Genomic DNA, 25,006 nt, shown 5'->3' with positions numbered 1-25,006 from the left:
TGGTGCGGCCACGATTCGCGCCACACCACCGAATACTTCAACACTCAGCCGGGCACCTTGTCCAGGAATCCGTGTACCCGCTGGATCTTTCCGTCGGCGATGGTGATCACATCGAATCCGATGACGATCGGCTCCGCCGCGCCGGGCGCGTTCAGCGTCCAGGTGAATCGGGCGATATCGTGGTGTCCGTCGACCGGCCCGAGCCCGAATTCCAGTCCGGCGAACTGTTCCTGGGCCCCGGCCACCATCTCGGCGACGGCGTCGGTGCCGGTGAGTTCGACCAGCGGATCGGTGAACCGGACATCGGGGGCGTACAGATCCTCGATGAGGGCCCGGCGCTTCCCGGCCTCCTTCTCGTTCCAGGTGTCGATGTACCGCTGTGCAATGTTCTCGTATTCGCTCATGCACCAAGCTTCTTCGCTACTGCGCACAGAAGCGATTACGCGTCAGGTAAAGCGGGGCGGGGCCGCAAGCGCACCACGACGGTGCCCCGATCCAGGGCCGCGCGCATCTGATTGCGATTGACCCGCCCGATCGGATCCAAGCTGACCTTCGCGAACTTCCCGTGAGTGGGGTTGTGCTCGAGGATGATTCGGTAGCACTCGGTCGCGGCCTCCTCCTCGTCGAGCACCTCCCAATCGGCGTGCACGGTCCGCCCGCGCAGGGTGATCGAAACCGGTTCGCCCGCACGCAGATTGCGAGGCCAGCGCGCGGCGGTGCCGATGAGGATCGCGCCGTCGTCCTCGGCGTAGCCGACCGGATTCTCGTAGACGTGCCCGGCCTTACGACCGATGACGGTGACGATCAGCAGTTTGTCGCTGACCATCCGATGCAGTGGCGAGCGCAGCAGCCTGCGCATGAACGCGTCCCCGGTGCGCTGGATGAGCGCGGCTCTGCCCGGTTGAACGCTGGTGGCGGGGTTGGACATCGGTACTACCTCCGAGTCACCTATTTACTGAGTTCCTACTCAAAAAATACGTCCGCTTCGGGCATACTGCAAGGGCTGGAACCCACACCCCAGGAGCGAATGTGACCCCCGACCGCGACACCCGCCCCCGAGGCCGCCCGCGCACCGGCGTCCGCGAATCGGTGGTCGAGCACGCCCGGGAACTGCTCACCGAATCCGGTGTGGCCCGTCTGTCCACCCGGGAGATCGCCAAACGCGCGGGCGTCGCCGAATCGAGCATCTTCTACCATTTCGGCGACCGCATGGGCCTGCTGCAGGCGGTCATCCAGCATCAACTGCGCCCGCTCAAAGACCTGCTCGCGAACCGGGACGATTCCCCCGCAACCGATCTCCGCACCGATCTGCGCTCACTCCTGACCATCTTGGAGGACTTCTTCCTGACCGCCGTACCCGTCATGGCCGCCATCGAATCCGATGCCGAATTGCGCGCGGTCTACCAGCAGCGCAGCCGCGATCTGGACCTCGGCCCGCACCGGGCGATCGAGGCCGTGGTCGCCCAGCTCTCCCGGCACGCCGACCCGGACACCGATCTGCGCCCCACCGCCCTGCTGCTGGTGGGCGCAGCACACCAGCGCGCCCTGCAACGCCGGCTCAGCCCCGCGGACGCGTTCGTGGAACTGCCGTCCCCCGAATCCGTGGCCGAAACCGTTGCGCTCCTTTTTCATACGTCGAAGTAGAGGTTGAATTCGTACGGATGCGGGCGGACGTTGATTTCGGCGATCTCATTATCGCGTTTGATGCGGATCCAGGTCTCGATGAGATCCTCGGTGAATACGCCGCCGTGCGTGAGGTATTCGTGATCGCCTTCGAGACGGTCGATGACCGCGGCGAGACTGCCCGGGGTCTGGGTCACCTCGGCGGACTCCTCGGGCGTCAACTCGTAGAGATCCTTGTCGATGGGAAGGGCGGGTTCGATTTTGTTCATGATGCCGTCCAGACCCGCCATCATCATGGCAGCGAAGGACAGGTACGGATTGCCCGAGGAGTCGGGGCAGCGGAATTCCAGGCGTTTGGCGGGCGCGCTCGCGCCGGTGACCGGAATGCGCACGGCCGCCGACCGATTACGCTGGCTGTACACCAGATTCACGGGAGCCTCATACCCCGGGACCAGCCGTTTGTACGAATTCACCGTGGGATTGGTCCAGGCCAGCAGCGAGGGCGCGTGGTGCAGCAGACCACCGATGTAATGGCGGGCCAGATCCGAGAGCCCCGCATAGCCCGACTCATCGTAGAAGAGCGGTGTTCCCTCTTTCCACAGTGATTGGTGCACATGCATTCCCGAGCCATTGTCGCCGAACAGCGGCTTCGGCATGAAGGTGACGGTTTTGCCGCTCTCCCAGGCGGTGTTCTTGATGATGTACTTGTACAGCTGGAGATCGTCGGCGGCGGCGAGCAGGGTATTGAATCGGTAATTGATCTCGGCCTGCCCGGCGGTGCCGACCTCGTGATGCCCCTTCTCCAGATCGAATCCGGCATCCATCAGGTTGGTGCACATGCGATCTCGTAGATCCACATCGGCGTCATAGGGTGCGACGGGGAAATAACCGCCTTTGGGCCGCACCTTGTAGCCGCGGTTCAGGCTGCCGTCCGGATTGTTCTTCGCACCGGTGTTCCAGGCCGCCGACACCGAATCCACCTCGTAGAAGGCGCTATTCATTCCGGTGTCGTAGCGCACCGAATCGAAGATGTAGAACTCGGCCTCGGGCCCGAAGTACGCGGTGTCGGCGATTCCGGTGCTGCGCAGGTAATCCTCGGCCTTGCGCGCCACATTGCGCGGATCACGACTGTACGCCTGCCGAGTATGCGGATCATGCACGAAGCAGTTGATATTGAGCGTCTTGGCCCGGCGGAACGAATCCAGTTGCGCCGTGCGCAGATCCGGCAGCAACAGCATGTCGGATTCGTGGATGGCCTGGAAGCCGCGCACCGACGAGCCGTCGAAGGCGACACCGTCCTCGACCAGTTCGGCCCCGAACATGCTGGCGGGAATGGAGAAATGCTGTTGCACACCGGGGACATCGCAGAAGCGGATGTCGATGTACTCGACTTCCTCGGCGCGGATGTAGTCCCGTACTCCGTTGACGGTAGGGGTGATCACTGCGGGCTCCTCGTACAGCCGCACCGCTACCCGATCGGACGGCCCGGTCGGGGTCCGGCGGTCCTAGTTGGCTTGGAAGAACGATACGTCGCACGCCGACCGGCCAAACCATTCCGAGCCGCTCGCACCGCATTTTGGTCATATGCACAAAGCGCTCAGCGCATATCTGCGTGATTGCCACTGGTATCGACCCGGCTTTGTGCGGTGTGCTGGATGCCACCCGAGAGCCGCGGCGCTCTCGACAATGCGAGCCAGAGGTAGGTCGTGAGTTCATCAAAGGTGTCGGCGGTGCGGCCGCGCACGCTGTGTGAGGCGTTCCAGGCCAATGTCGCGGCCAATCCCGAATGGGTCGCGCTGCGCACCCTCGGCGGCGGGCAGTCCCTCACCTGGCGCGAATACGGTGAGCGGGTGCGGTCCATTGCCGCGGGCCTGGCCAAGCTGGGGATCGGGCCCGGCGACACGGTGGCGATCATGCTCACCAATCGCCCGGAATTCCATCTCTGCGATACCGCGATCCTGCACACCGGCGCGACACCGTTCTCGGTGTACAACACCAATCCGGTGGATCTGCTGGTCTACCAGTTCGGCAATGCGGGCAATCGGGCCGTGATCTGCGAGCGCCAGTTCGCACCGCAGATCCTGGCGGCGGTGGAGAAGGCCGCGGCACAGGGCATTACGGTCGAGCACGTGATCTGCGTGGACGACGCGCCCGCGGGCACGCTCGCGCTCACCGCGCTCGAGGCCGATCCGGATCCTGGCTTCGACTTCGAAAAGTCGTGGCGCGCGGTGGATCCCGAGGATCTGCTCACCATCGTCTACACCTCCGGCACCACCGGACCGCCCAAGGGCGTGGAGCTCACCCACACCAATTTCATCGAGAATTCCCGCGTGGTCGACGAATTCGGCGGCGGCGGCCCCGAGGACAAGGTGGTTTCGTATCTGCCGGACGCGCACGCGGCCAATCGCTGGTTCGCGCACTATCTCTCGATGACCCGGGGCGCGCAGATCACCACCTGCCCGGATCTCAAACAGGTCGCCGAGGCCCTGGTCGAGGTGCATCCCTCGGTCTTCCTGGGCGTGCCCCGGGTATGGGTGAAAGTCAAAGCGGCCCTGGAGGATCGCTTCGCGGCCGAGCCGAGCCCGGTGCGCCGCGCACTGGTGGACTGGGCCGTGCGCACCGGCCGTGCGCGCGCCCGCGCGGTCTCGGACGGTCGCGCGCAGGGCCCGTTCGACACCCTCCGGTACCGCCTGGCCGATCGTCTGGTGCTGGCCACCGTGCGAGAACGCCTGGGGCTGGACAAGGTTCGCGTCGCCGTCACCGGCTCCGCGCCCATCCCGCCCGATACCCACGAGTTCTTCCTGGGCCTGGGTCTGCCGTTGTGCGAGGGGTACGGCATGACCGAATGCACCGCGGGCGCGACCGTCGGCCGCCCGGAACGCATCAAGATCGGCACCGTGGGCACGGCGCTGCCGGGCGCGGAGGTGAGGATCGCCGAGGACGGTGAGGTGCTGGTGCGCGGCCGGATGGTCATGCGCGGCTATCGCAATGCCCCGGACAAGACCGCCGAGACCGTCGACGCGGACGGCTGGCTGCACACCGGCGATATCGGCGCACTCGACGCCGAGGGTTTTCTGACGATCGTCGATCGTAAGAAGGAGATCATCATCAACGCGGCGGGCAAGAACATGTCCCCGACCAATATCGAGAACACCATCACCGAGAACACCCCGCTCGCGGGTGCGGTCGCGGTGATCGGCGAGGCCCGGCCGTACAACACCGCGCTCATCTGCCTGGACCCCGATCTGGCGGCCGCCTTCGCCGAACGGCATCAGCTAACCGACCGGAGTATCGCCGCCCTGGCCGCGGACCCGATCGTGCGCGCATCGGTCCAGGAGGGCATCGACGCGGCGAACGCCAAGCTCTCCCGGGTGGAGCAGATCAAGAAGTTCGCGATCCTGCCGGAGGTGTGGCTCCCGGGCAGCGACTGCCTCACCGCGACCGGAAAATTGAGGCGCAAACCGATAGCTATCGCCTACGCGGCTACTATCGACTCGCTGTACGGCCAGTAGGAGAGTTATGCGAGCGCTGAACCGGGACCGGGCGCTGGAAGAGTTGTATCGGCGCGCGGTCGCGGTGCGGGAGGAAGTCCCCACCGCGATGCCGCCGTACCGAACTCTGCCGCAACCCTTGGTGGCCAGCGGTTTCGAACGCGGCACCAAACTCACCGTGGACCTGTTCTTCGATTTCCTGCGCACCGGGACGAGCCCCAGCGAGGAGGACACCCGCGAGGCCGTGGAGATCGCGCTGGGCCGGGTGCGCGACGGCGAACCGCTCGACGAGGTGCTCGACCGCTATCGGATCGGCGCGGAATTCATCTGGTCGCGTATCCGAGCGGCAGCCGATGCGGATCAGCGCGAACTGCTCGCCGACGCGGCGCTGCCGCTGCTGCACTTCGTCACCCTGCTGACCGGGCGCATCGCCACCGCGTGCGTGCGGCGGGTGCACGATCCGCGGTGGGAGCTGCTCGAACGCCGCCGCGCCATCGCCGACGCACTGCTCACCGGCCGCGATCCGATCGCGTGGGCGGATGAGCCCGCCATCGCGGTCCCGGACGCGTTCGTCATCGCGGTATTCCGGCTCAGTTCGGCGCGGGCGGCCGATACCGGTGATCTGCGGCATCGGATCGAGGCGATTCCCGGGGTGTTCCTGCGCCTGGACAGCGGCGGCTGGACGGCGCTGCTGCCGCTGCATCCCGGCGATGACGGCACCGCCACCACGGCCGCCCTCACCGCCCGGCTGGCTCCCACGCACGCGGATCAGCGCAGCGCCGAACAGCCCGGCACCCTGACCGCGGCCGCGGTCCGCCCGGCATCGAATCAGACCGCGCCGCAAGCTGATTCACCGCCGCGCGGCACTCGGCCCGCACCGTTCTGGGTCGGCGTCGCGGTGGCCGCCACCCGGGCGGAGGTACCCGCGCTGTTCGCCGAGGCCCGCATGCTCGCCGAACTGGGCCGCTGTCTGGAGCGCCCGCAGACGCTCTGCCGCCGCAGCGATCTCATGTTCGAGTACACCGTCGCCGCCGGTGGTTCGGCGCGCGCGGGCCTGGCCGCGGTCCTGCTCCCGCTCGATCCGCAGCCGCTGCTCGCCGAGACCCTGGAGGTCTTCGTGGACAGCGGTTTCAACCAGCTCGCCACGGCTCGCCTGCTCAATATCCATCGCAATACGGTCACCTACCGCCTGGCCCGCGTTCACGAACTCACCGGCCTGGACCCGCACCGCCCCACCGATGCCATGACCCTGTCCGCCGCGCGCATCGCCCGCCGCCTGGAATCCGCTTCCTTCACCCCGTAAGCCGTCTTTGGTCGAGTGCACAACCGACCCGGCCCGAGTCTTGGGGATTGACGGTGGCCGCGGGTGGGGACTGTGCGGTGTGCTGAAATCCGACGACGAGGTCGCGCGGGGCGGGATGCCCGACGGCCTCTTGACCATCCGCAGAAGGTAGATCGTTGAGTAGTAAGTCACGGCCGCCACGCCGGTGCCGTCTGGTTCCCCTCGCGGTCGCGGGATTCTCCGCGCTCGCCATGACCGTGTCCAGCTCCACCTTCGCCGGAGCGGTGCCGGCCTCCGGGCCGGTGCCGAACGCACCGGTCAACTTCGGCCTGCCCGCCGGATACCAGCAGACGCCCGCGCCGTACGGCGTGAGTTATGAACTGGGCCATGTGGTTCCGCTCTCCGATGGCACCCAGTTGCAGGCCGAGGTGCGGTATCCCACCGATCCCGCGACCGGACAGCGCGCGACCGGCGACTTCCCGGTGGTGGTCAACTTCACCACCTACGGCGCGCTCACCAGTGCCCTGACCGCGGTGCTGACCAGCGTCATCGACGAACTGCACATCGCGCTGCCCGATCAGATCAAAGACGTTCGGCGCGTGATCAATCAGGCCACCAGCGCACAGGACATGCTGGTGCGGCACGGCTACATCGAGGTGATCGCGGATGTGCGCGGCACCGGCGGCTCCACGGGGGCGTGGAATCCGGCGTCCCGGCAGGACGGGATCGACGGTGTGCAGCTGGTGGATTGGGCGGCGAAGCTGCCGGGTTCCAATGGCAAGGTCGGCATGTACGGGTATTCGTTCCCGGCGTTGAGCGCACTGCGCACCGCGGAGGCGGTCGGTCCGGATTCGCCGCTCAAAGCCATTGTGCCCATGGCGATGCCGAACAATATCTTCAATGAGGTGCTCGGCCACGACGGCATGATGAGCCCGATCCTGCTCACCGCGATCTCGCTCATGGTGCCGTATCTGAGCCTGATGGGTCCGTTCATGACCGCGCTGGTGTCACCGCAGACGTTCGTGAAATCGCTGGTGGATCACCTTCAGGCGCTCGTCTCCTCGGACTCCACCATCAAACTGCTGCTGGAGGCGTACGCGGGCGGGCCGCTGGCCTATGACACCTCGTGGTGGCAGGAGCGGCGCTTCGAGACCGATCTGCACAATCTGGTCGACAACGGCATCGCCATGTACCAGGTGGGCGGGTTGTGGGACCTGTATCAGGAGGGTCCGTTCCGCAATTACGCTCAGCTGCAGAATCTTTCGGCCGGACGTGATCAGTTCGCGCCGATGGCGGGCGATCAGCGGGCCGACGGCCGGTACCAATTGCTCATGGGCCCTTGGTATCACGTGGGCTTGGGCGTGGGTCCCGGCTCGCGGCTGGACACCGATATGATCACCCTGGCCTGGTTCGACCGCTGGCTCAAGGACATTCCGAACGGTGTCGAGAACACCGATAAGCCGCTGCACGTCATCGATCCGGGCAACAATGCCGCCGATGCCGCGCGCTACCCGTTCGAGCAGACCACCGTGGTGCGGCGGTACTTCGACGGCGATCGCCTCACCGCGCAGCCGCCCCCGGTGACCGACGCCTCGGATCGGCTGGACTACTCCGGTATCGACAATCTGTGCAACAGACAGAGTTTGGGCCAGTACACCGCGGGGCTGCTCGACTTCGTCTTCCGAGTCTTCACCGCCTACAACCCGTGCACGGAGCGGGTGCTCGAACCGACCGCGGGCCTGAAGTACACCGGCGATCCGGTGACCGAGCCGACCGTCTTGGCCGGGCCGTCGAGTGTGCGCCTGTACGCCTCCTCCACCGGGACCGACGCCGCCTTCCAGGTGTGGCTGGACGATATCGCGCCGGACGGTTCGGCCGTGAACATCACCGGCGGTTCGCAATTGGCGAGTCAGCGGACGCTGAACGAGGACAAGACCTGGCGGGGGCCGGACGGCAGCGTGTACGCGCCCGAACATGTCCTGCGCCAGGAGAATCAGCAATTGCTCACGCCCGGCGAGGTGGTCGAGCTCGATATCAAGCTCCGCCCCACCTTCTATCGTCTGGAGCCGGGACACGCCCTGCGCCTGCGTATTTCGACCGGAACCTTCCCGTCGACCATGCCGATCCCGACGGATCTGCCGCGGCTGCTGGGCACCTCGCAGCAGGTGCAGCGCAATACGGTGTGGCCGTCCGCGCTGGTGCTGCCGCTCGCACCGGCGGGCTCACTCACGCACTGAGCCCGCGCCCAGGGACCCGGGGGGACCGGGGATGGTTGGTATGGCCGGTCGCCGCCGCCGTACCACCCTTCGCGATCCCTACCCGCCCCGATGGGCGCGGCAGGCCGGACCGCATTCACCTGGCTGAGACAGGTGCGTGTCTCGGAAAGAGCTGCCTGAATCGCCTTTCCGAGCACCTGCCAACCAGATCCCCTGCCCGATATGCCTACCCGTGCCGATCGGCCGCATGACACACTGAGACACCGATCTTGGGAATGCGACCGGTTACAGATGCATCAGATTCGGCCACACCCGTGACCATGAATTCTTGAGCCCACCGCATTTCCAGATCGTCACATCCTGGGTGTTGCCGGAGAAGCCGATCCGGGTGTTCACCTTTCCCACCGGTTCGACATGCTCGAACTGATAGTGCATGAATGCCTCGTAGCCACCGACGGCGATGACCACGCCGGCATCGTCCGGTGGGTTGCCGAAGTAGCCGAAGCCGCGGCTCGGACTGTAGATGGGCGGGAGTTGGTCGCGGCCGAGCTCATCCAATGCGCTTGCCTGCCAATAGGTGTCGGCCAGGATGACGGCCGTGGCGCGCTCCTGCGGGGTGAGGCCGTTGTAGACGCGCTCCACCTCATCGGTGAGTTCATGCCAGCCGAAGGAGCCGTAGACGCCGATATTGATGGCGGCCTCGGCGTCATCGGCGGGCGGGCGCACCTCGTCGGCAGACCGCCACGGGGTGGAGTACAACACGAAAGCCGTTGCGCCCAAAGTCAATACCGCGATCCCGGCGACCAGCGCCCGGCGCAGGTCGGTACGCATGCGCTCGGCGGTGGCGACCACGCCGACCGCGCCCGCCGCGATCAGCACGCCGTACATTCCGGCGGCGTAGTAGATGCGCCCGCCGGTGATCAGGAAGGCCAGATACAGCAGGATGAGCGTCGCACCGAGAAAACGATAGGGCCGCAACGACTCCCACACCAGCAGCACCCACACACCGCACAGCAGCAGGAGCGCGCCCAGGAATCCGGCCAGGCTCACCGACATGGGCACGAACAGGAGCCGCCCGCCCAGAATCCCCTGTTCGGCGCCGATCACCCGGCCCATCTCCAGCTGCGGCCAATCGTGGTGGGCCTGCCACAGCAGTTCGGGCACGGTCGCGAGCACCACGATCGCGCCACCGAGCCACAGCAGCGGGCGGCGCACCAACTCGCGCGGGCCGAAGACCAGACTGCTCGCCGTGGCCGCCAGCCAGAAGAACGGGATCAGCCATTTCACCTGCATATCGATCGCGGTGACCAGTGCGGCGGCGAAAAGCAGCCAATCATCGCGGGTGCGGACCCAGCGCACCACCAGCCAGGTGATGATCACCCACAGCGCGGTATCGACCGCGTTCGTGGTGAGCATGGTGCCCTGCAACAGCAGAAACGGCGAGGTGGCGTAGCCGAGCGCGGCGAGCACCTGCGCCCACCGGCCGCCGCCGAATTCCCGGGCGAGCAAGGCGCACAGGACGATTGCGGTGACGGTCAGCGCCACCGCGGGCAGCCGCAGCACGAAGTACGAGCCGGGCACGAGGGTGTCCATCAGCCGCGCCAGCAGCGGCAGCACCGGCCCCTGATCCGCGTATCCGAACGAGGGCCGTCGCCCGGCAGCCAGGAAATACAGCTCATCGCCAAAGTAGCCGTACCGTGTAGCGGATAACAGCAACACCACAGCAGCCGACACGGCAACCGCCGCGACCGCCTTCCACGCGAGGTCCGGACGATCCGAAGCCACCCGATGACGCCCGGATGACCTCGGCCGAGCCGGACCCTGCACCACATCGGTCAACAGTATGCTCCTGCCCGGCGAGGCTGCGCGGCCTGATTAATACGGTCGCCAGCAAATCTACAGCGTCACCGCCGAGGCTCCCCTACACGCAACACCGGCCACCCGCCGCACCGAGCACTCACGCCCGCCGCCACCCCGGACCTAGCGCCGAGCATCCACGCCCGTCGACAACCCCGGACCTCGCGCCGAGTCTCCACACTCGCCAACCACCGCGCCTCCCACCGAGCGCTCCGCCGCCCGGCGAGCACCCGCCCGGCGATCACCCACCCCTCGCGCCGAGCAGCGCCCCTATGCCCGACGGGCCTGCACGTAGTACTCCACCGACAGCGCCGTGAGCACCTGCCGCACCCCGGGCGGAGCCCAGCCCGCCGACGCGTCATGCCCCACCTGCGGATCGGCGAGCGTGACGGTGCGCCCCCGGGTCTCGAACTCGAACTGCCCCGCAGCCCGAATATTCTTGAGCCAGTCCACATTTCGCCCGTAGGTGAGCGCGATCCGATATCCGCCGTCGCGCTGGAACACCATCACCGGCGACCGGTACACCCGCCCCGATTTCCGCCCCTGATGGATCACGATTCCGAATCCCGGTGCGATCCTGGCCATTACGCCGAGCACGGGATTGCTGATCCGGCGATTGATCCGCGCGAGTGCCTGCGGCAGCGGCATGATCTCGTCCTCTCCGACGAAAACGTGTGCGCCCCAAAGGCTACGCCTCCCTCACCGAATCCGTGTGCCCGAGAATGCGGCCCGCTCGCTAATCTGCACCACAGACCCGCCGGATCCCGCGGCGGCACCGAAGGGAGCGCCATGTCCGAGATGATCGCGGTATACGACGCCGTCGGCAACGAGATCGGCGCGGAAGAACGCGCGATCGTCTACGCCGAGGGCCTCTGGCACGCCAGCGCGGGCGTCCTGGTCCGCTCCCTGGACGGCGCCCGCGTCTACGTCCACCGCCGCACCGACACCAAGGCCGTCTTCGCGGGCATGCACGATTGCCTCGCGGGCGGGGTCCTCGACCCCGGCGAAGACCCCGCCCAAGCCGCGATCCGAGAACTCGGCGAAGAGCTCGGCATCGACCTCGCCCCCACCGACCCCCGCCCCACCCACGTGGTCACCACCTCCTGGGATGGCGAATGGGCCGGAAAACCCATGCGCTGCCACCTCTTCGCCTACGAGATCCGCTCCGACGGCCCCTTCCGTCACCAACCCGAGGAGGTCGCCGACGCCTGGTGGTGGACCGACGCCGAACTCCGCACCCACCTGTCCGACCCCACCTGGCCCTTCGTCCCCGACACCCGCACCCTCATCCCCCAACTCCTGCGCTGACCATCGCTGCCGAGCCGACCTTTTACCCCGGTAACCGACACCGGCCGAGAGGGCATGATCATGACAGCCTCGCACCGCGAAGAGCCGATCCCGGAGTGGTTCCGACCGCCCGGACATCCTGCTCGCCACCTCAGCACCCGACCCGGACCTACTACGATCCCTGGGAAGTAGCCCTTGTCGCGGAGGTGATCTCGGAGGAGTCCGAGGAGCGCGACCGCGAGATCAAGCCGCTCAAATACGCGCGGGCGGGCATCCGACACTTCTGGATCATCGATCAGGACAAGGGTTTTCGACCGGTCATCACCACCTTCGCCGTCGATCGAACGACCGGCTCGTATGTCAGGACCGGCGAACACCGCGACCGATTGACAGTCACCGAGCCCTGCCCGCTCGACATCGATTTCGCCCTTCGACCGCTGAGCTGTCCGGACATGAGTACGGCCCATTCGATCCCGCGCGATCGAATGGGCCGTTTGCGTTTCCGCGTCGTGCAGTTACTGGCCGGTGCTACCGGTGAACAGGCCCTGGAGGGTCTTGATCAGTACCTGAGACAGGAAATCCGAGGCGGATCCGGACACGCGCTACTCCTCATCTATGAAATGACATGTCGACTTGTGAATCATGCACGATTCACTTTCACGGGGCGGGATTTTCAGCGGATGGAAAAGTGGGGTACATCACAATATCTAGCCGGAGGAGGCCGACGAACCGGCCCAGGCGGCGAACGCGCCCGGATTACGGGTTTGCAGCAGGACGCGGCCGGGGCCGACGAAGTCGAAAACGAAGCCCTCGCCCGATTTGAGCGATTGCAGGGAGCGGCCGGAGACGGCGCGGCGGATGGTGAAGTTCATGGCAAGGTCGTAGGCGACCACGTGGCCGGTGTCGATGGTGACCGGTTCGCCGGGGGCCAGGTCGATCACATCGATCGCGCCGAAGACGCCGAGCACCACTTCGCCGTCGCCGTGCGCGCGCAGCCCGAACCCGCCCTCACCGCCGAAGAGATTCGCCAGCCCACCCCATTTGGCCTCGACGGTCACCGCGTGCGAATTCGCGATCCAGCCGCCCCGGCTGATGAAGTACGGCCGATCCTGGGTAATGGTCAGCGCCAACATATCTCCGGGCAGCGCGGGCGCCACATCGACCCAGCCGCCAGTGGGCGGGGCGGTGAAGGTGGAGACGAAAAACGATTCGCCCGCGAGCACCGAACGCTTGAGCCCGGCGATGATGCCGCCTTCGGCCTTGGCGGCCAAGCTGACTCCGGCGGAGTGTGCCACCATGGCACCGCTCTCGACCCGCATGGGCTCACCGCCCGCGAGGAAGCAGCGGGCAATGGTCGACGACGGTTGATGCCGCAGTTGAACCTTCATGTGCGCGAACGTTAGCAGCGAGAACCCGGCGAATGGGAGTGCGCCCGGCGCGTCCGCTCGGGCAGGTCGGGTCAACCCGCTCCGCGCACGGTCGAGAGGTGGAATGATGCCGACCGCATAGTCCGATCACTATGCGGTCCAGAGCGCAATCCTCGACTGAAGGAGACACCCGCCGGTGAATACCGAACCGCACGCGCACACCATTGACGGCGATATCGCCCGGCCCCGCCGAATCCGCCTCGATCGCAAGGCGCTACGGCGGATCAGCCTGCTCGGCGTGACCGTCGCGGTCGCCGTGCTGGTCACCGGTCGCGCCCAGGCCACCCCCGCGCCCCGATTGGAGACGGCCGCGGGCTGCAACCCGGCCGCGGGCGCTCAGGCCAATGGCAAGCAGTGGCCGACCGAGCCCGCCCTGACCATCGACCAGAACGCCGCGTACACCGCGAATCTGGAGACCAACTGCGGAACCATCACCATCGCCCTGGAAGCGGCGCGCGCACCGCATACGGTGAACTCGTTCGTATTCCTGGCCGGTGAACAGTATTTCGACAACACCAAATGCCACCGCCTGACCACGGAGGGCATCTTCGTCCTGCAGTGCGGTGATCCGACCGCGAAGGGCACCGGCGGCCCGGGGTACAAGTTCGCCGATGAGAACCTCGCGGGCGCAACGTATCCCGCGGGCACGGTGGCCATGGCCAATGCCGGGCCGAACACCAATGGCAGCCAGTTCTTCCTGGTGTACAAGGACTCCCAGCTGCCCCCGAGCTACACCCCGTTCGGCAGGATCACCGGCGGACTCGACGTGCTGGGGAACATCGCCGCCGCCGGAGTCCAGGACGGCTCCGGCGACGGCGCCCCGGCCGCGGACGTCAGCCTGAACACGGTGTCGACGTCACGGGGCTGAGCGGGACCGAATTCACCCCAGTCGCAACATATCCGGCCACTCGCGCGACCACGGTGCGCGCGGGTGGTCACAGCGCCACAGCGTGATGTCCCGGGTGACGCCCGGAATGCCCAGGCGCGCATCGGCTCTGCCCACGGCGGTGACCTCGGCGCAGTAGTCGCGGGGTTCGCTGCCGTCACCGCCGACCCAGATGACGGTGGTGGCCGAGTCCGGCGGCGTGCCGAAGTAGCCGAAGCCGCGGTTCGGGCTGTAGATCCGGGGCAGGCCGTGCCCGGTCCGATCCAGATCCAATGCGCTTGCCTGCCAATAGGAATCGGCAATCACCACGGCGTTCGCGCGCTCGGCCTCGGGCAGCGCCAGATACGCCTGCTCGGTGGCCTGGGCCAGCTCTTCCCAGCCGAAGCGCCCGTACACGCTGAGCTGCTGCCAGGCGGCGCTCTCGGAGGCGGCGGGTCGCACCGCGGACTCCGGCTGTAGCGGCAGGGTCACGGCCACCAGTGCGACCGACGCCAGCACGAGCACACCGCCCACCCAGCGCCGCCAGCCCTGTGCCTTGCGGGTGGCGAATACCGCTCCGGCCGCCATGACCGCGCCATAGCATCCGACCGCGTAATACGCTCGCCCATCGGTGATGACGAACGCGAGGGTCAGCACCACGGGGACCAATCCGAGGAAGCGATAGGGCCGTAGCTCCGGCATGCTCAGCAGTGCCAGGATGCCGCCCAGCAGCAGGATCGCACCGATCACCCCCGCCGAGGCCAGTGCCATCGGCACGAACATGAGCCGCCCGCCGATGCTGTCCTGTTCCGCGGCCACCTGCGCGCCCATTCCCAGTTGTGGCCAGCCGTGCCGGGCCTGCCAGATCAGGCTGGGGATCATGGTGACGAAAACGCCTGCGGCACCGGCCCATAGCGCGGGCCGCAGCAGCAGCTCACGCGGTCCATAGCAGAGCACGCCCACGGCGATGGCCACCCACAGGAACGGCACCAGCCACTTCACCTGCAGATCGAGCGCGGTCACCACGGCCGCCCACATCAGCAGCGAGTCCTGGCGGGTGCGCACCCAGCGAATGACCAGCCAGCTGATCAGCACCCACAGCGCGGTGTCGATCGCGTTGGTGGACAACTGCGTTCCCTGCACGAGCAGGAACGGCGAGGTCGCGTAGGCGATGACGGTGAGCGCCTGCGCGGTGCGCGAACCGCCGAACTCCCGTGCGATGAGCGCGCTGACCACCATGGCCGCCACCGTCAGCACGACCGACGGAAGGCGCAGCGCCACCATCGATCCCGGTGCGAGCAGATCCATCAACCGGGCGATGGCGGGCACCAGCGGCCCCTGATCGGCATAGCTCGCCGCGAGCCGGTGCCCCGCCGAGACGAAATACAGTTCGTCGCCGAAGAATCCGTATTGGCCGAGCGTGGCCACCAGCGCGAGCGCACCCACCGCCGCGATGCCCAGCACCCAGCCGAGCGCGAACGGCGGCACCTCGCGCGGTGATTCCGCGCGCACGGCCGCGGTATCGAGTGTTCTTGTCATTTGTCCCCCTGCTTACCCGTTGCCAAATCGAAGATGCGGCACACATGTGCCGAGTAGCGACGCACGTCGAAATCCGGTTCGCTGATGGCCCTTCCGGCGATGCCGTCGATGGCATCACGGATGGATTTGGCCATGAGCAGGGCGTCGAATTCACCGAAGACGCCTTCGCGCTGCCCTGCTCGCAGCATGTCGGCGAGCGGGACGAGGATCTCGTCCGCGCCCTCCGCGGTAGCGAAGACCGACTTCCCTTCGGCGTCACGCAGATTGAGCACCACATCGGTCATGGCGGCCACATAGCGCTTATTGGCGTCGATGAAGTCCAGATTGGATTCGATATAGGCCAGCACCCTGCCGCGCCAGCCGCCCGCTGCCGCGGTGATGACCGGAGTCATGTACTCCGCCCCGGATACGTACAGCTGGATGACCAGCTGTCGCATCAGGTCGTCCTTGCCGTCGAAGTGGTAGGAGATGACGCCCTTGGAGATTCCGGCGTGCTTGGCGATCCGTGCCAGGGAGGCATTGCCGTAACCGATATCGGAGATCACCTCGACGGCCGCGGCGATGATCTGCCGCCGTCGCGCCTCCTCGATGAACGATCTCGGCTGACCGTCTGGCTCATTTTCTGACCGCACGGCCAAATTTTATGCCAGGCGGACAGGGGGTGGAAGCCCCGAAAACAGGGGTGCCCGCTACGCGAGGCATAGCGGGCACTGTTACAGCTGGTGGGAAGGCTATTTGCCGCCCTCGGTGAGGGTCACCGGCTGCGCGGTGTAGCCGGAGCCGGTGACATCGAGCCCCTGCGATTTGAGCAGATCCAGGGCCTTGGTGGCGTATTCGGTGGTGTACGCGTCCTTGTCCGGATCCTTGGTGAGCACGGTCGCGCCCTCCTGATTCTTGGTGGACTTGGCGATGGTGACGGTGCGATCCCACGCGGTCTTGTCCATCAGCCCCACACCGTTGGGCGAGGGCCAGATGAGTTTGTTGATCTCGCTGATCTGCCACTGCTGATGGCTCGCGCCGAGCGTCGAGCCCGCCGCCACGGTGATATCGCGGCATTTGTCGACATTGTCGCGGCAGAACGCCCAGCCCTCGAGCGAGGCGGCGATGAACTTCACCGTCTGATCGGCGTACTTGGTGTCCTTCAACTTCTCGGTATTGGCCCAGATGGCGTCCTGCAGCATGGCCACGCCCTGGTCGTTCCAGTCGATCGCGGTGAAATCGTCCGCGGTGTACAGCTTTCCGGTGGCCGGGTTCTTCACCTCGAGCAGTTGCGCGTATTCGTTGTACGACATGGCCTGTGCGGCATCGATATCGTGTGCGAGGAAGGCGTTCATATCGAACTGCTGCTGCACCAGTTTGACGTCCTTGGCCGGGTCGATGCCCGCCTTGGTCATTCCGGCGAAGAGTTCGAATTCATTGCCGTAGCCCCAGTTTCCGACCTTCTTACCGCGCAGATCACCCGGGCCGCTGATGCCCGCGGTCTTGAACGACACCTGTTTGGTGCCCGAGCGCTGGAAGATCTGGGCCACATCGGTGATGCCCGCCCCGGCCTCGCGGGAGGCGAGCGCCTTGGGCACCCAGGCGATGGCGTAGTCGGCCTGCCCCTGTGCCAGTACGGTCTGCGGCACGATATCGGTTCCGCCGTCGAGGATTTCGACGTCCAGGCCCTGCTCCTTGTAGAAGCCCTGGTCGACGGCGGCCAGGTAGCCGGCGAACTGGCCCTGTTTGAACCACTGCAACTGCAACTTCACCTTGGTGAGGCCATCGGAGGTGGTGCTGCTGTCGGTGGTGCCGCATGCCGTCAGCGCCGCCAGGCCCAGCGCCGCGACGGCCAGACAGGCCCGGAGGCGGTATTTCTTTGCGGTACTTCTCATGTGGATCTCCAGAGGGTGGTGCGGGGTCGGCGGGTGAGCTGTTCCAGCAGCAGGACGGCGGCCAGGAAGATCAGGCCCAGGAGCATGGCGGCGACGACATAGGCCCAGGCGCGTGGATAGGCGGTATTGGCCGCGGCGGAGGTGATGCGGCTGCCGAGGCCGTGCTGTAGACCGCCGAAGTATTCGGCGATGATGGCGGCGATCACCGCGCCCGGTGCGGCGATGCGCAGGCCGGTGAACAGGTGCGGGAGCGCCGCGGGCAGGCGCACGGTGCGGGTGATCTGCCAGCCGGTGGCGGCGTACGCGGTCATCAGGTCGTCCTGGACGCGCGGGACCTGACGCAAACCCCTTGCGGTGCTGACGAATACGGGGAAGAAGACCACAATGGCGGCGACCAGGCGGCGGGGCAGGTCCGTGGTGGTGGAGTACATGGAGTTCAGCAGGGGCGCGAGCGCGACGATCGGAATGGCGGCCGCACCGGCCGCCAGCGCGCCGAGCAGGCCGCCCACCACCTCGAACCGGACGGCGAGCATGGCCGCGGCGATCCCGAGGAAGGACCCGACGACCAACCCGATGAGGGCGTTCGTCCCGGTCGCCATGGCGGCCTTGCCGATCGAATCGACATTGCTGGAAAAGGCATCGGCAATGGCGGACGGTGCGGGCAGGAGGAAGGACGGCACGCCCCCGGCGACGGTCAGCACCTGCCACAGCACGAGCATGATCACACCGAAGAGCACCGGCGGAAGCCCGGCTTTGAGCAGTCGGATCACCGGATATCCCGTCCCGCGGTGTCATTCGGCGCGGTGCGGTGTCCCTCGTGCAGCGCCGCACGGACCGCTGCGACGGAGGCGAAGAACGCATCACTGGCGCGCACATCGGTATCGGCGTGCCGGTCCCAGCCGCCGGTGTCCAGCACCGCGGTGATCCGGCCCGGTCGCGGCGTCATCACGACCACACGATCGGAGAGGAAGACGGCCTCGGGAATCGAGTGCGTCACGAAAATGACCGCGGCCCCGGTCTCTTCGGCGATGCGCAGGAGTTCGCCCTGCATACGCTCGCGGGTCATCTCGTCCAGTGCGCCGAAGGGTTCGTCCATCAGCAGCAGCGGTGGTTTGCGGGCCAGCGCGCGAGCGATGGCCACGCGCTGCTGCATACCGCCGGAGAGTTCGCCCGGATAGCGTCGCGCGAAGTCGGTGAGGCCGGTGATTTCCAGGAGTTCGGCGCTGCGGGCGCGCCGTTCGCGCTTCCCGATGCCGTGCAGCTGGAGCGGCAGTTCCACATTCTCCTGCACGGTGCGCCAATCCAGCAGTCCGGCCTGCTGGAACGCGATGCCGTACTCCTGATCGAGCCGCGCCCGGCGCGCGGACTTGCCGTGCACCACAACGGTTCCCGAGGTGGGCTGCTCCAGATCGGCGACGATGCGCAGCAGGGTGGATTTCCCGCATCCGGACGGCCCGATGAGGGAAACGAATTCGCCCGCGGCGACGGTCAGGCTCACCTGCTCGAGTGCGGTGACCGATCCGGCGGTGAAAATCTTGCCGACCTCGCTCAGTTCTACGGCGGGCACGGATTCCGCTGTGGCCGAAGGTTCTTCGGATAGGGATGTCTCGACGGTCAACGGGAACCTCCTGACGAATGACCGGGTCTGCTGTAACGGCGCAGGGTGAACTCGGCCAGGCCAACCAGCGCGGTGAGCACCACCCCGAGCAGCGCCGCCGCCGATACCGCCGCATACAGCCGGGCCGCATTACCGGTGGACTGCTGGGAGAAGACGATGATCTGGCGGCCGATCCCGCCCGCCGTTCCGGTGGAGATCTCGGCCACCACCACGCCGATCACCGCGGCGGCCGCGCCGAGCCGCAGTGCGGGCAGCAGGTGCGGGACCGCGGCCGGCAGGCGCAGATGCACCAGCGTGCGCCACCATCCGGCCCCGCAGCTGTGCAGCAGTTCCACCGAAGCCTTTGCGGGCGACTGCAATCCGCGCAGCATGCCGATGGCGACCGGGAAGAACACCAGGTAGGCGGCGATCACCACAATGCTCATCCAGGGTTCCCACGGCCTGCCGCCGATGTGGATCTTGCCGCCCCAGCCCGCCACCAGCGGAGCCAGGGCGATCAACGGCACCGTCTGGGAAACGATCACATACGGCAGCAGGCCGCGTTCCACGAAGGAGAACCGCTGCATGAGTACGGCCAGGGCCACCCCGACGACGGTCCCGAGTATCAGCGCCGACAGCGCCAGCCCGAGCGTGAATCCGGCCGTATGAAGAAGCGTCGCGCCGACGGTGCGTTTGCCGTCCTTCTCCCCCAGCACGGTCACCACCGCCCAGACGTGCGGCAGCGCGCCATCGGTGGTGCGCGGCAGGATGCGCTGATCTCCGATACTGATGCCGTTGGCGGGCACCAGCACCTTCACCAATTCCCATGCCGCGAGCAGCAATCCGAACGCGGCGATCGGGTAGCCGAGTCCGCGCACCATCGATCCACGCCCGGACGGGGACGTCACCCGGAGCGGGCGCAGCACCACCGCGGGTTCGGGTACGAGCCCGGTGGCCGCGGCTGTCGTCGAATCCGTCATAGTCGATCTCTCGTTTCGAACAGCGGCCCACGCGCCGTCCGGATGCGCGCGGGCGGCGAATCTCGTTCCGCCACATCGGTTTTCATATTGCGCTCGCCGTGGCGGTGACCGGATGCGCCAGGCGCGGCAGGACCGATTCGCCATACGCCTCGAGCGTCGAGGTCTTGGCGTCGTGTTGCAGGTAGACGGCGAACTGGTCCACGCCGAGCGCTTCGAGCTCGCGCAGCCGGGCCAGATGTTCATCGGCCGTGCCGAGTACGCAGAAGCGGTCCACGATCGCGTCGGGGACGAACTCCGCGTGCGTATTTCCGGCGCGGCCGTGTTCGTTGTAGTCGTAACCTTCTCGACCCGCGATGTATTCGGTGAGCGCGGCCGGAACCTCGCTGTCGGCACCGTATTTGGCGACGATATCGGCGACGTGGTTGCCGACCATGCCGCCGAACCAACGGCATTGTTCCCGGGCGTGTTTCAGTCCCGCTTCGCTGCCGTCGGTGATGTATGCGGGGGCCGCCACGCAGATGGTCACCTCGCCGGGATCCCGCCCGGCGCGTTCGGCGGCGGTGCGCACGCGGGCGATGGTCCAGGCGGTGATATCGGGATCGGCGAGTTGGAGAATGAAGCCGTCCGCCACCTCACCGGTGAGATCCAGTGCGCGCGGGCCATATCCGGCCACCCAGACCGGCAGTCGGGAATCGCCCGCCCATGGCAATCGCACCGTGGTGTCGCCGATGGTGGCCGCGCGACCGTTGCCGAGTTCGCGGATGACGCCGATGGATTCGCGCAGGGTCGCCAGGTTCGAGGGCTTCCCGCCGAGGGTGCGCACCGCCGAATCACCGCGTCCGATACCGCAGATCGTGCGATTGCCGTACATCTCGTTGAGCGTGGCGAAGGTCGAGGCGGTGACCGTCCAATCCCGGGTGGCCGGATTGGTCACCATGGGCCCGACCACGACTTTGCGGGTGACGGCCAGGATTTGGCTGTAGATAACGTACGGCTCCTGCCACAGCAGATGCGAGTCGAAGGTCCACACGTGTGAGAAGCCATGCGTCTCAGCCACTCTCGCCAGTTCTACGACCCGCGAGGCGGGCGGCGTGCATTGCAGGACCACACCGATATCCATGCGGAACTCTCCGTTCGAATCAGATGAGGTTCTGTGACAGTGCGCGTTTGACGAATCGGCCGTGCCCGGTGCTGCCCCGGTACTCGCGACCGTCGATGATCACCCGGCCACGCGAGAGCACGGTGTCCACGTGCCCGTCGATCTCGAAGCCCTCGTAGGCGGAGTAATCCATATTCATGTGGTGCGTCTTGCCGAGCCCGATGCTGGTGTGCCCGTTCGGGTCGTAGATGACCACGTCCGCGTCCGCGCCGGGGCCGATGATGCCTTTGCGCGGGTACATGCCGAACATGCGCGCGGGGGTGGTGCAGCAGATCTCGACCCACTTCTCCAGGGAGATGCGGCCGTCCTTGACGCCCTGGAACATCAGGTCCATCCGATGTTCGATGCCGCCGATGCCATTGGGGATCTTGCTGAAATCGCCCAGCCCGAGCTCCTTTTGGCCCTTCATGCAGAAGGGGCAGTGGTCGGTGGCGACATTGGCGACATCACCGGTGCGGATGTACCGCCACAGCTCGTCCTGATGACCCTCCTCGCGCGAGCGCAGCGGGGTCGAGCACACCCATTTCGCGCCCTCGAAACCCGGTGCGCCCAACTGTTCTTCGAGAGACAGGTACAGGTACTGCGGGCAGGTCTCACCGAAGACGTTCTGGCCCCGACCGCGTGCGGTGGCGATCTGTTCCAGGGCCTGTTTCGCCGACACGTGCACGACGTACAGCGGTGCGCCCGTGACATTCGCCAGCATGATGGCGCGATGGGTGGCCTCTTCCTCGAGCTGCCAGGGTCTGCTCGTGCCGTGGAAATACGGTGCGGTGTCACCGCGCTGGACCGCCTGCTCGACGAGTACGTCGATGGCGATTCCGTTCTCCGCGTGCATCATCAGCACCGCGCCCAGGTCACCGGCGGTCTGCATGGCGCGCAGGATCTGCCCGTCGTCGGAGTAGAAGACACCCGGGTACGCCATGAACAGCTTGAAGCTGGTGACACCCTCGGAGACCAATTCCGCCATGCCCTTGAGCGATTCGGCATTGACGTCACCGATGATCTGATGGAAGCCGTAGTCGATCGCGCATTTGCCCGATGCCTTCTGATGCCACTGTGCGAGCGAATCCTGTACGTGCTCACCGGGTTTCTGAATGGCGAAATCGACGATCGTGGTGGTGCCGCCCCAGGCCGCCGCCCGGGTTCCGGTCTCGAAGGTGTCCGAAGCTTCGGTGCCGCCGAACGGCATCTGCATATGGGTGTGCGCGTCCACGCCGCCGGGAATCACATACTTGCCGGTGGCGTCGATGACCGTATCGGCGGCCGCGGCCAGATCCGCACCGAGCGCGGTACTGCCCGGTTGCACCACCGCCGCAATGGTTTCCCCGTCGATGAGCACGTCGAGCAATTGGGATCCGGTGGGCGACACCACCGTTCCGCCGTGAATGAAGGTGCGCATCAGGGGTTCACCAGCGGTCCGTAGGCGTCCGGGCGGCGGTCGCGATAGAAGGCCCAGCGATCGCGCACCACCTTGATCAGATCCATATCGAGATCGCGCACCACCAGCTCCGGGCTGGTGTCCGAGGCGACCGCACCGACGAATTTGCCCTCGGGGTCGACGAAGTAGCTGGTCCCGTAGAAATCGTCATCGCCGAGTTCCTCGATGCCGACCCGGTTGATCGCGCCGATGTAGTACTCGTTGGCGACCGCGGCGGCGGGCTGTTCCAGCTTCCACAGATAACTCGACAGGCCGCGCGAGGTCGCGGAGGGATTGAACACGATCTCCGCGCCGGCCAGGCCCAGCGCGCGCCAGCCCTCCGGGAAATGCCGGTCGTAACAGATATAGACCCCGACCTTGCCGACTGCGGTGTCGAACACCGGCCAGCCGGAGTTGCCGGGCCGGAAGTAGAACTTCTCCCAGAAACCCTTGACCTGCGGAATGTGATGTTTGCGGTACTTACCGAGGTAGCTGCCGTCCGCGTCGATCACCGCGGCGGTGTTGTACAGCAGCCCGGACTGCTCCTGCTCGTATACCGGCAGCACCATCACCATGCCCAGTTCGCGTGCCAGCGCGGCGAACCGGTCCACGGTGGGTCCGGGTACGGATTCGGCGTATTCGTAGTACTTGGCGTCCTGGACCTGGCAGAAATACGGCCCGTAGAACAGCTCCTGAAAGCAGATCACCTTCGCCCCGGCCGCGGCGGCCTGCCGCGCATAATCCTCATGCGCCTTGATCATGGACTCTTTGTCGCCGGTCCAGTTCGTCTGGACCAGCGCAGCTCGAACGATTGCCATACTTTGTGATACTGCACCTGAAACGAATTTCGTTGTGTTACAAGTTGACGGAAACAGTTTCGTGACCGTAAATCCTGGGGACGACACCGTTCCCGACGCATGCGCCATCGCAGAATGAAAGCGTGACAACGGAACTCGGCCCGGTCGTCCCCGACAGCGCTCCCAGCGCCACGGCGGTCCCGGCCGGTCCCGACGCCGCCGACTTCCTGTCAGGGGTCCACGACCGCACCGCCGCGGGCATAGCCGCCGCCGTCAGCCGCCGCATCCGCTCCGGCGCCCTCCCACCCGGCACCCGACTGCCCACCGTCCGCGAGGTCTCCCGCGTCCTCAAGGTCTCCCCCGCCACGGTCAACCAGGCCTGGCGCGCCCTGGCCGCCGCCGGCGCCATCGTCGCCCGCGGCCGCGCCGGAACTTTCGTGGGCACACCCCCGCAACCACCCCCCATCACCGCCGCCGGCCGCTACCAGCGACTGCATTCCCAGTCCGACAACAACTTCCGCATAGACCTCTCCCGAGGCGTCCCCGATCCGGCTCTGCTGCCCGACCTCACCGCCGCCCTGCGCGCCCTCGGCGGCGACAACGCCATAGACGACCTCTCCGCCACCTACCTCGGCGAACCGGTCCTGCCCGAACTCGAGGCCACCGTCCGAGCCGACTGGCCCATGCGCGCCGAACGCTTCACCGTCCTGGACGGCGCCCTCGACGCCGTAGACCGCCTCCTCGCCGCCCATATCCGCCTCGGCGACGCCGTCCTCGTCGAAAACCCCTGCTTCCCACCCTTCCTCGACCTGCTCTGCCGCATAGGCGCCCGCCCCATCCCCGTGGCCCTGGACGAATCCGGCCCCCTCCCCACCGACCTCACCGCCGCCCTCCACCGCCATTCCCCCACCGCCCTCCTACTCCAACCCCGCGCCCAAAACCCCACCGGCGCTTCCCTTTCCCTCGCCAGGGTGCGCGAACTGACCGACGCCCTGGCCGATTCAGCCCTGCTGATCATCGAGGACGACCATTCCGACGGCATCGCCCACACGCCGGCGCGTTCGCTGGGCAGCCGCCTACCCGACCGCACCGTGCATATCCGTTCGTACTCGAAATCGCATGGCGCCGACCTGCGTCTGGCGGTCGTCGGCGGCCCGGCCCGCTTCCTCGATCCGGTCATCGAACGCCGCATGCTCGGCCCGGGCTGGACCAGCCGCCTGCTGCAACGGGTACTGCTGCATATGCTCACCGACGACACCGCCCGGCACACCGTGGCCACCGCCCGCACCACCTACCGCGGCCGAGCCAACGCGCTGCGCGAAGCCCTGCACCGCCAGCACATCCCCGTGGCCCGCGGCGACGGCATCAATCTCTGGCTCCCGGTCGCCGATGAGAACGCCGCCATGATCTCCCTGGCGGCGGCCGGTATCAAAGCCGCCCCCGGCGGTCCGTTCGAAGTCACCGATCATCCGCACACCGACCACCTGCGCCTGACCATCGCCACCCCGCGCAGCACCGAAATCGACTCCCTCGCAGCCCATTTGGTCCTGGCCGCCGCTGCGGCACCGACCTATCGGCGCATCCGGCGGGTATAG

At 66.7% G+C, this 25,006-nt stretch carries 22 protein-coding genes and 1 pseudogene; 8 read left to right on the top strand and 15 right to left on the bottom strand.

The genetic code is table 11. The annotated features are described in order from the left end of the window. Positions 1-44: 44 nt before the first annotated feature. Both NA10_RS02680 and NA10_RS02675 read right to left on the bottom strand, forming a co-directional pair. Positions 45-404: a nuclear transport factor 2 family protein gene (locus NA10_RS02680; protein WP_067562836.1), complete on the bottom strand. Its 360-nt coding sequence runs from the start codon at positions 402-404 to the stop codon at positions 45-47. A 35-nt stretch (positions 405-439) separates the two neighbouring features. Continuing rightward, positions 440-928: a nitroreductase/quinone reductase family protein gene (locus NA10_RS02675; RefSeq protein WP_084514240.1), complete on the bottom strand. Its 489-nt coding sequence runs from the start codon at positions 926-928 to the stop codon at positions 440-442. Positions 929-1,029: 101 nt separating this feature from the next. On the opposite strand from NA10_RS02675, the gene NA10_RS38065 reads away from it, so the two are divergent. Then, the gene (locus NA10_RS38065; protein WP_067562833.1) at positions 1,030-1,644 is read left to right on the top strand and encodes a TetR/AcrR family transcriptional regulator; all 615 of its coding nucleotides are present in this window, start codon (positions 1,030-1,032) and stop codon (positions 1,642-1,644) included. Here the strand turns inward: NA10_RS38065 and glnA are convergent. Next, positions 1,629-3,065: a type I glutamate--ammonia ligase gene (glnA, locus tag NA10_RS02665; protein WP_067562912.1), complete on the bottom strand. Its 1,437-nt coding sequence runs from the start codon at positions 3,063-3,065 to the stop codon at positions 1,629-1,631. The two genes, NA10_RS38065 and glnA, sit on opposite strands and share 16 nt — an antisense overlap. 264 nt (positions 3,066-3,329) lie before the next feature. Between glnA and NA10_RS02660 the strand changes: the two genes are divergently transcribed. From NA10_RS02660 to NA10_RS02650, 3 genes are all read left to right on the top strand, one after another. Further along, positions 3,330-5,135 (top strand): AMP-dependent synthetase/ligase, encoded by a 1,806-nt coding sequence (locus tag NA10_RS02660; protein ID WP_084514239.1) that lies wholly within the window; start codon positions 3,330-3,332, stop codon positions 5,133-5,135. 7 nt (positions 5,136-5,142) lie between these two features. After that, on the top strand, positions 5,143-6,417 hold the full coding sequence (locus NA10_RS02655) for a PucR family transcriptional regulator (protein ID WP_067562828.1): 1,275 nt from the start codon (positions 5,143-5,145) through the stop codon (positions 6,415-6,417). 155 nt (positions 6,418-6,572) lie between these two features. Beyond that, the gene (locus NA10_RS02650) at positions 6,573-8,633 is read left to right on the top strand and encodes a CocE/NonD family hydrolase (RefSeq protein WP_157555974.1); all 2,061 of its coding nucleotides are present in this window, start codon (positions 6,573-6,575) and stop codon (positions 8,631-8,633) included. A gap of 264 nt (positions 8,634-8,897) precedes the next feature. Here the strand turns inward: NA10_RS02650 and NA10_RS02645 are convergent, their stop codons facing one another. Next, entirely contained in the window at positions 8,898-10,331 is a 1,434-nt protein-coding gene (locus tag NA10_RS02645; RefSeq protein WP_245676983.1) for a glycosyltransferase family 39 protein, read from the bottom strand. Positions 10,332-10,739: 408 nt separating this feature from the next. Further along, positions 10,740-11,117 (bottom strand): nitroreductase family deazaflavin-dependent oxidoreductase, encoded by a 378-nt coding sequence (locus NA10_RS02640; RefSeq protein ID WP_067562822.1) that lies wholly within the window; start codon positions 11,115-11,117, stop codon positions 10,740-10,742. A 141-nt stretch (positions 11,118-11,258) separates the two neighbouring features. Between NA10_RS02640 and NA10_RS02635 the strand changes: the two genes are divergently transcribed. Then, positions 11,259-11,777 (top strand): NUDIX hydrolase, encoded by a 519-nt coding sequence (locus NA10_RS02635; RefSeq protein WP_067562820.1) that lies wholly within the window; start codon positions 11,259-11,261, stop codon positions 11,775-11,777. Further along, positions 11,681-12,049: pseudogene (locus NA10_RS38425) on the top strand (hypothetical protein); the annotation flags it as partial. The gene NA10_RS02635 and the pseudogene NA10_RS38425, both read left to right, overlap by 97 nt. Before the next feature lie 414 nt (positions 12,050-12,463). On the opposite strand, the gene NA10_RS02630 reads toward NA10_RS38425, so the two are convergent. After that, entirely contained in the window at positions 12,464-13,144 is a 681-nt protein-coding gene (locus tag NA10_RS02630; protein WP_067562818.1) for a TIGR00266 family protein, read from the bottom strand. Between the two features lie 175 nt (positions 13,145-13,319). On the opposite strand from NA10_RS02630, the gene NA10_RS02625 reads away from it, so the two are divergent. Next, a complete protein-coding gene (locus tag NA10_RS02625; RefSeq protein ID WP_084514237.1) occupies positions 13,320-14,051 on the top strand; it encodes a peptidylprolyl isomerase in 732 nt (243 codons plus the stop codon). Between the two features lie 12 nt (positions 14,052-14,063). Here the strand turns inward: NA10_RS02625 and NA10_RS02620 are convergent, their stop codons facing one another. From NA10_RS02620 to NA10_RS02580, 9 genes are all read right to left on the bottom strand, one after another. Then, on the bottom strand, positions 14,064-15,587 hold the full coding sequence (locus tag NA10_RS02620; protein ID WP_067562815.1) for a glycosyltransferase family 39 protein: 1,524 nt from the start codon (positions 15,585-15,587) through the stop codon (positions 14,064-14,066). Next, entirely contained in the window at positions 15,584-16,219 is a 636-nt protein-coding gene (locus NA10_RS02615) for a TetR/AcrR family transcriptional regulator (protein WP_067562905.1), read from the bottom strand. Before NA10_RS02615 ends, NA10_RS02620 begins: the two co-directional genes overlap by 4 nt. A 99-nt stretch (positions 16,220-16,318) precedes the next feature. Beyond that, a complete protein-coding gene (locus NA10_RS02610) occupies positions 16,319-17,461 on the bottom strand; it encodes an ABC transporter substrate-binding protein (RefSeq protein ID WP_067562813.1) in 1,143 nt (380 codons plus the stop codon). Continuing rightward, a complete protein-coding gene (locus NA10_RS02605) occupies positions 17,458-18,231 on the bottom strand; it encodes an ABC transporter permease (RefSeq protein WP_245676982.1) in 774 nt (257 codons plus the stop codon). Before NA10_RS02605 ends, NA10_RS02610 begins: the two co-directional genes overlap by 4 nt. After that, entirely contained in the window at positions 18,228-19,028 is an 801-nt protein-coding gene (locus NA10_RS02600; protein WP_245676981.1) for an ABC transporter ATP-binding protein, read from the bottom strand. The genes NA10_RS02605 and NA10_RS02600 overlap by 4 nt, the downstream gene beginning before the upstream one ends. 47 nt (positions 19,029-19,075) lie before the next feature. Then, complete coding sequence (locus NA10_RS02595) at positions 19,076-20,038, bottom strand: ABC transporter permease (protein WP_084514236.1); 963 nt, start codon at positions 20,036-20,038, stop codon at positions 19,076-19,078. 82 nt (positions 20,039-20,120) lie between these two features. Beyond that, the gene (locus NA10_RS02590) at positions 20,121-21,158 is read right to left on the bottom strand and encodes a TIGR03842 family LLM class F420-dependent oxidoreductase (protein WP_067562809.1); all 1,038 of its coding nucleotides are present in this window, start codon (positions 21,156-21,158) and stop codon (positions 20,121-20,123) included. A gap of 19 nt (positions 21,159-21,177) precedes the next feature. Further along, on the bottom strand, positions 21,178-22,596 hold the full coding sequence (gene hydA, locus NA10_RS02585; protein WP_067562806.1) for a dihydropyrimidinase: 1,419 nt from the start codon (positions 22,594-22,596) through the stop codon (positions 21,178-21,180). Next, on the bottom strand, positions 22,596-23,432 hold the full coding sequence (locus NA10_RS02580) for a nitrilase-related carbon-nitrogen hydrolase (RefSeq protein ID WP_067562804.1): 837 nt from the start codon (positions 23,430-23,432) through the stop codon (positions 22,596-22,598). The genes hydA and NA10_RS02580 overlap by 1 nt, the downstream gene beginning before the upstream one ends. Before the next feature lie 122 nt (positions 23,433-23,554). Here NA10_RS02580 and NA10_RS02575 point away from each other — a divergent pair, with 122 nt between their 5' ends. After that, a complete protein-coding gene (locus NA10_RS02575) occupies positions 23,555-25,006 on the top strand; it encodes an aminotransferase-like domain-containing protein (protein ID WP_174562466.1) in 1,452 nt (483 codons plus the stop codon).

This window comes from Nocardia acidivorans NBRC 108247 (assembly GCF_001625085.1).
In the GTDB taxonomy this organism is placed as follows: domain Bacteria; phylum Actinomycetota; class Actinomycetes; order Mycobacteriales; family Mycobacteriaceae; genus Nocardia; species Nocardia acidivorans.
The sequence above is the reverse complement of the archived record's forward strand: the minus strand, read 5'-3'. Positions and strand labels throughout refer to the sequence as shown.

What these genes read in the sequence shown, in the direction of transcription:
- NA10_RS02680 (WP_067562836.1), bottom strand. Translation starts at nt 404, where the DNA reads ATGAGCGAATACGAGAACATTGCACAGCGGTACATCGACACCTGGAAC.
- NA10_RS02675 (WP_084514240.1), bottom strand. Translation starts at nt 928, where the DNA reads ATGTCCAACCCCGCCACCAGCGTTCAACCGGGCAGAGCCGCGCTCATC.
- NA10_RS02655 (WP_067562828.1), top strand. Translation starts at nt 5,143, where the DNA reads ATGCGAGCGCTGAACCGGGACCGGGCGCTGGAAGAGTTGTATCGGCGC.
- NA10_RS02640 (WP_067562822.1), bottom strand. Translation starts at nt 11,117, where the DNA reads ATGCCGCTGCCGCAGGCACTCGCGCGGATCAATCGCCGGATCAGCAAT.
- NA10_RS02635 (WP_067562820.1), top strand. Translation starts at nt 11,259, where the DNA reads ATGTCCGAGATGATCGCGGTATACGACGCCGTCGGCAACGAGATCGGC.
- NA10_RS02630 (WP_067562818.1), bottom strand. Translation starts at nt 13,144, where the DNA reads ATGAAGGTTCAACTGCGGCATCAACCGTCGTCGACCATTGCCCGCTGC.
- NA10_RS02620 (WP_067562815.1), bottom strand. Translation starts at nt 15,587, where the DNA reads ATGACAAGAACACTCGATACCGCGGCCGTGCGCGCGGAATCACCGCGC.
- NA10_RS02610 (WP_067562813.1), bottom strand. Translation starts at nt 17,461, where the DNA reads ATGAGAAGTACCGCAAAGAAATACCGCCTCCGGGCCTGTCTGGCCGTC.
- NA10_RS02595 (WP_084514236.1), bottom strand. Translation starts at nt 20,038, where the DNA reads ATGACGGATTCGACGACAGCCGCGGCCACCGGGCTCGTACCCGAACCC.
- NA10_RS02590 (WP_067562809.1), bottom strand. Translation starts at nt 21,158, where the DNA reads ATGGATATCGGTGTGGTCCTGCAATGCACGCCGCCCGCCTCGCGGGTC.
- hydA (WP_067562806.1), bottom strand. Translation starts at nt 22,596, where the DNA reads ATGCGCACCTTCATTCACGGCGGAACGGTGGTGTCGCCCACCGGATCC.
- NA10_RS02580 (WP_067562804.1), bottom strand. Translation starts at nt 23,432, where the DNA reads ATGGCAATCGTTCGAGCTGCGCTGGTCCAGACGAACTGGACCGGCGAC.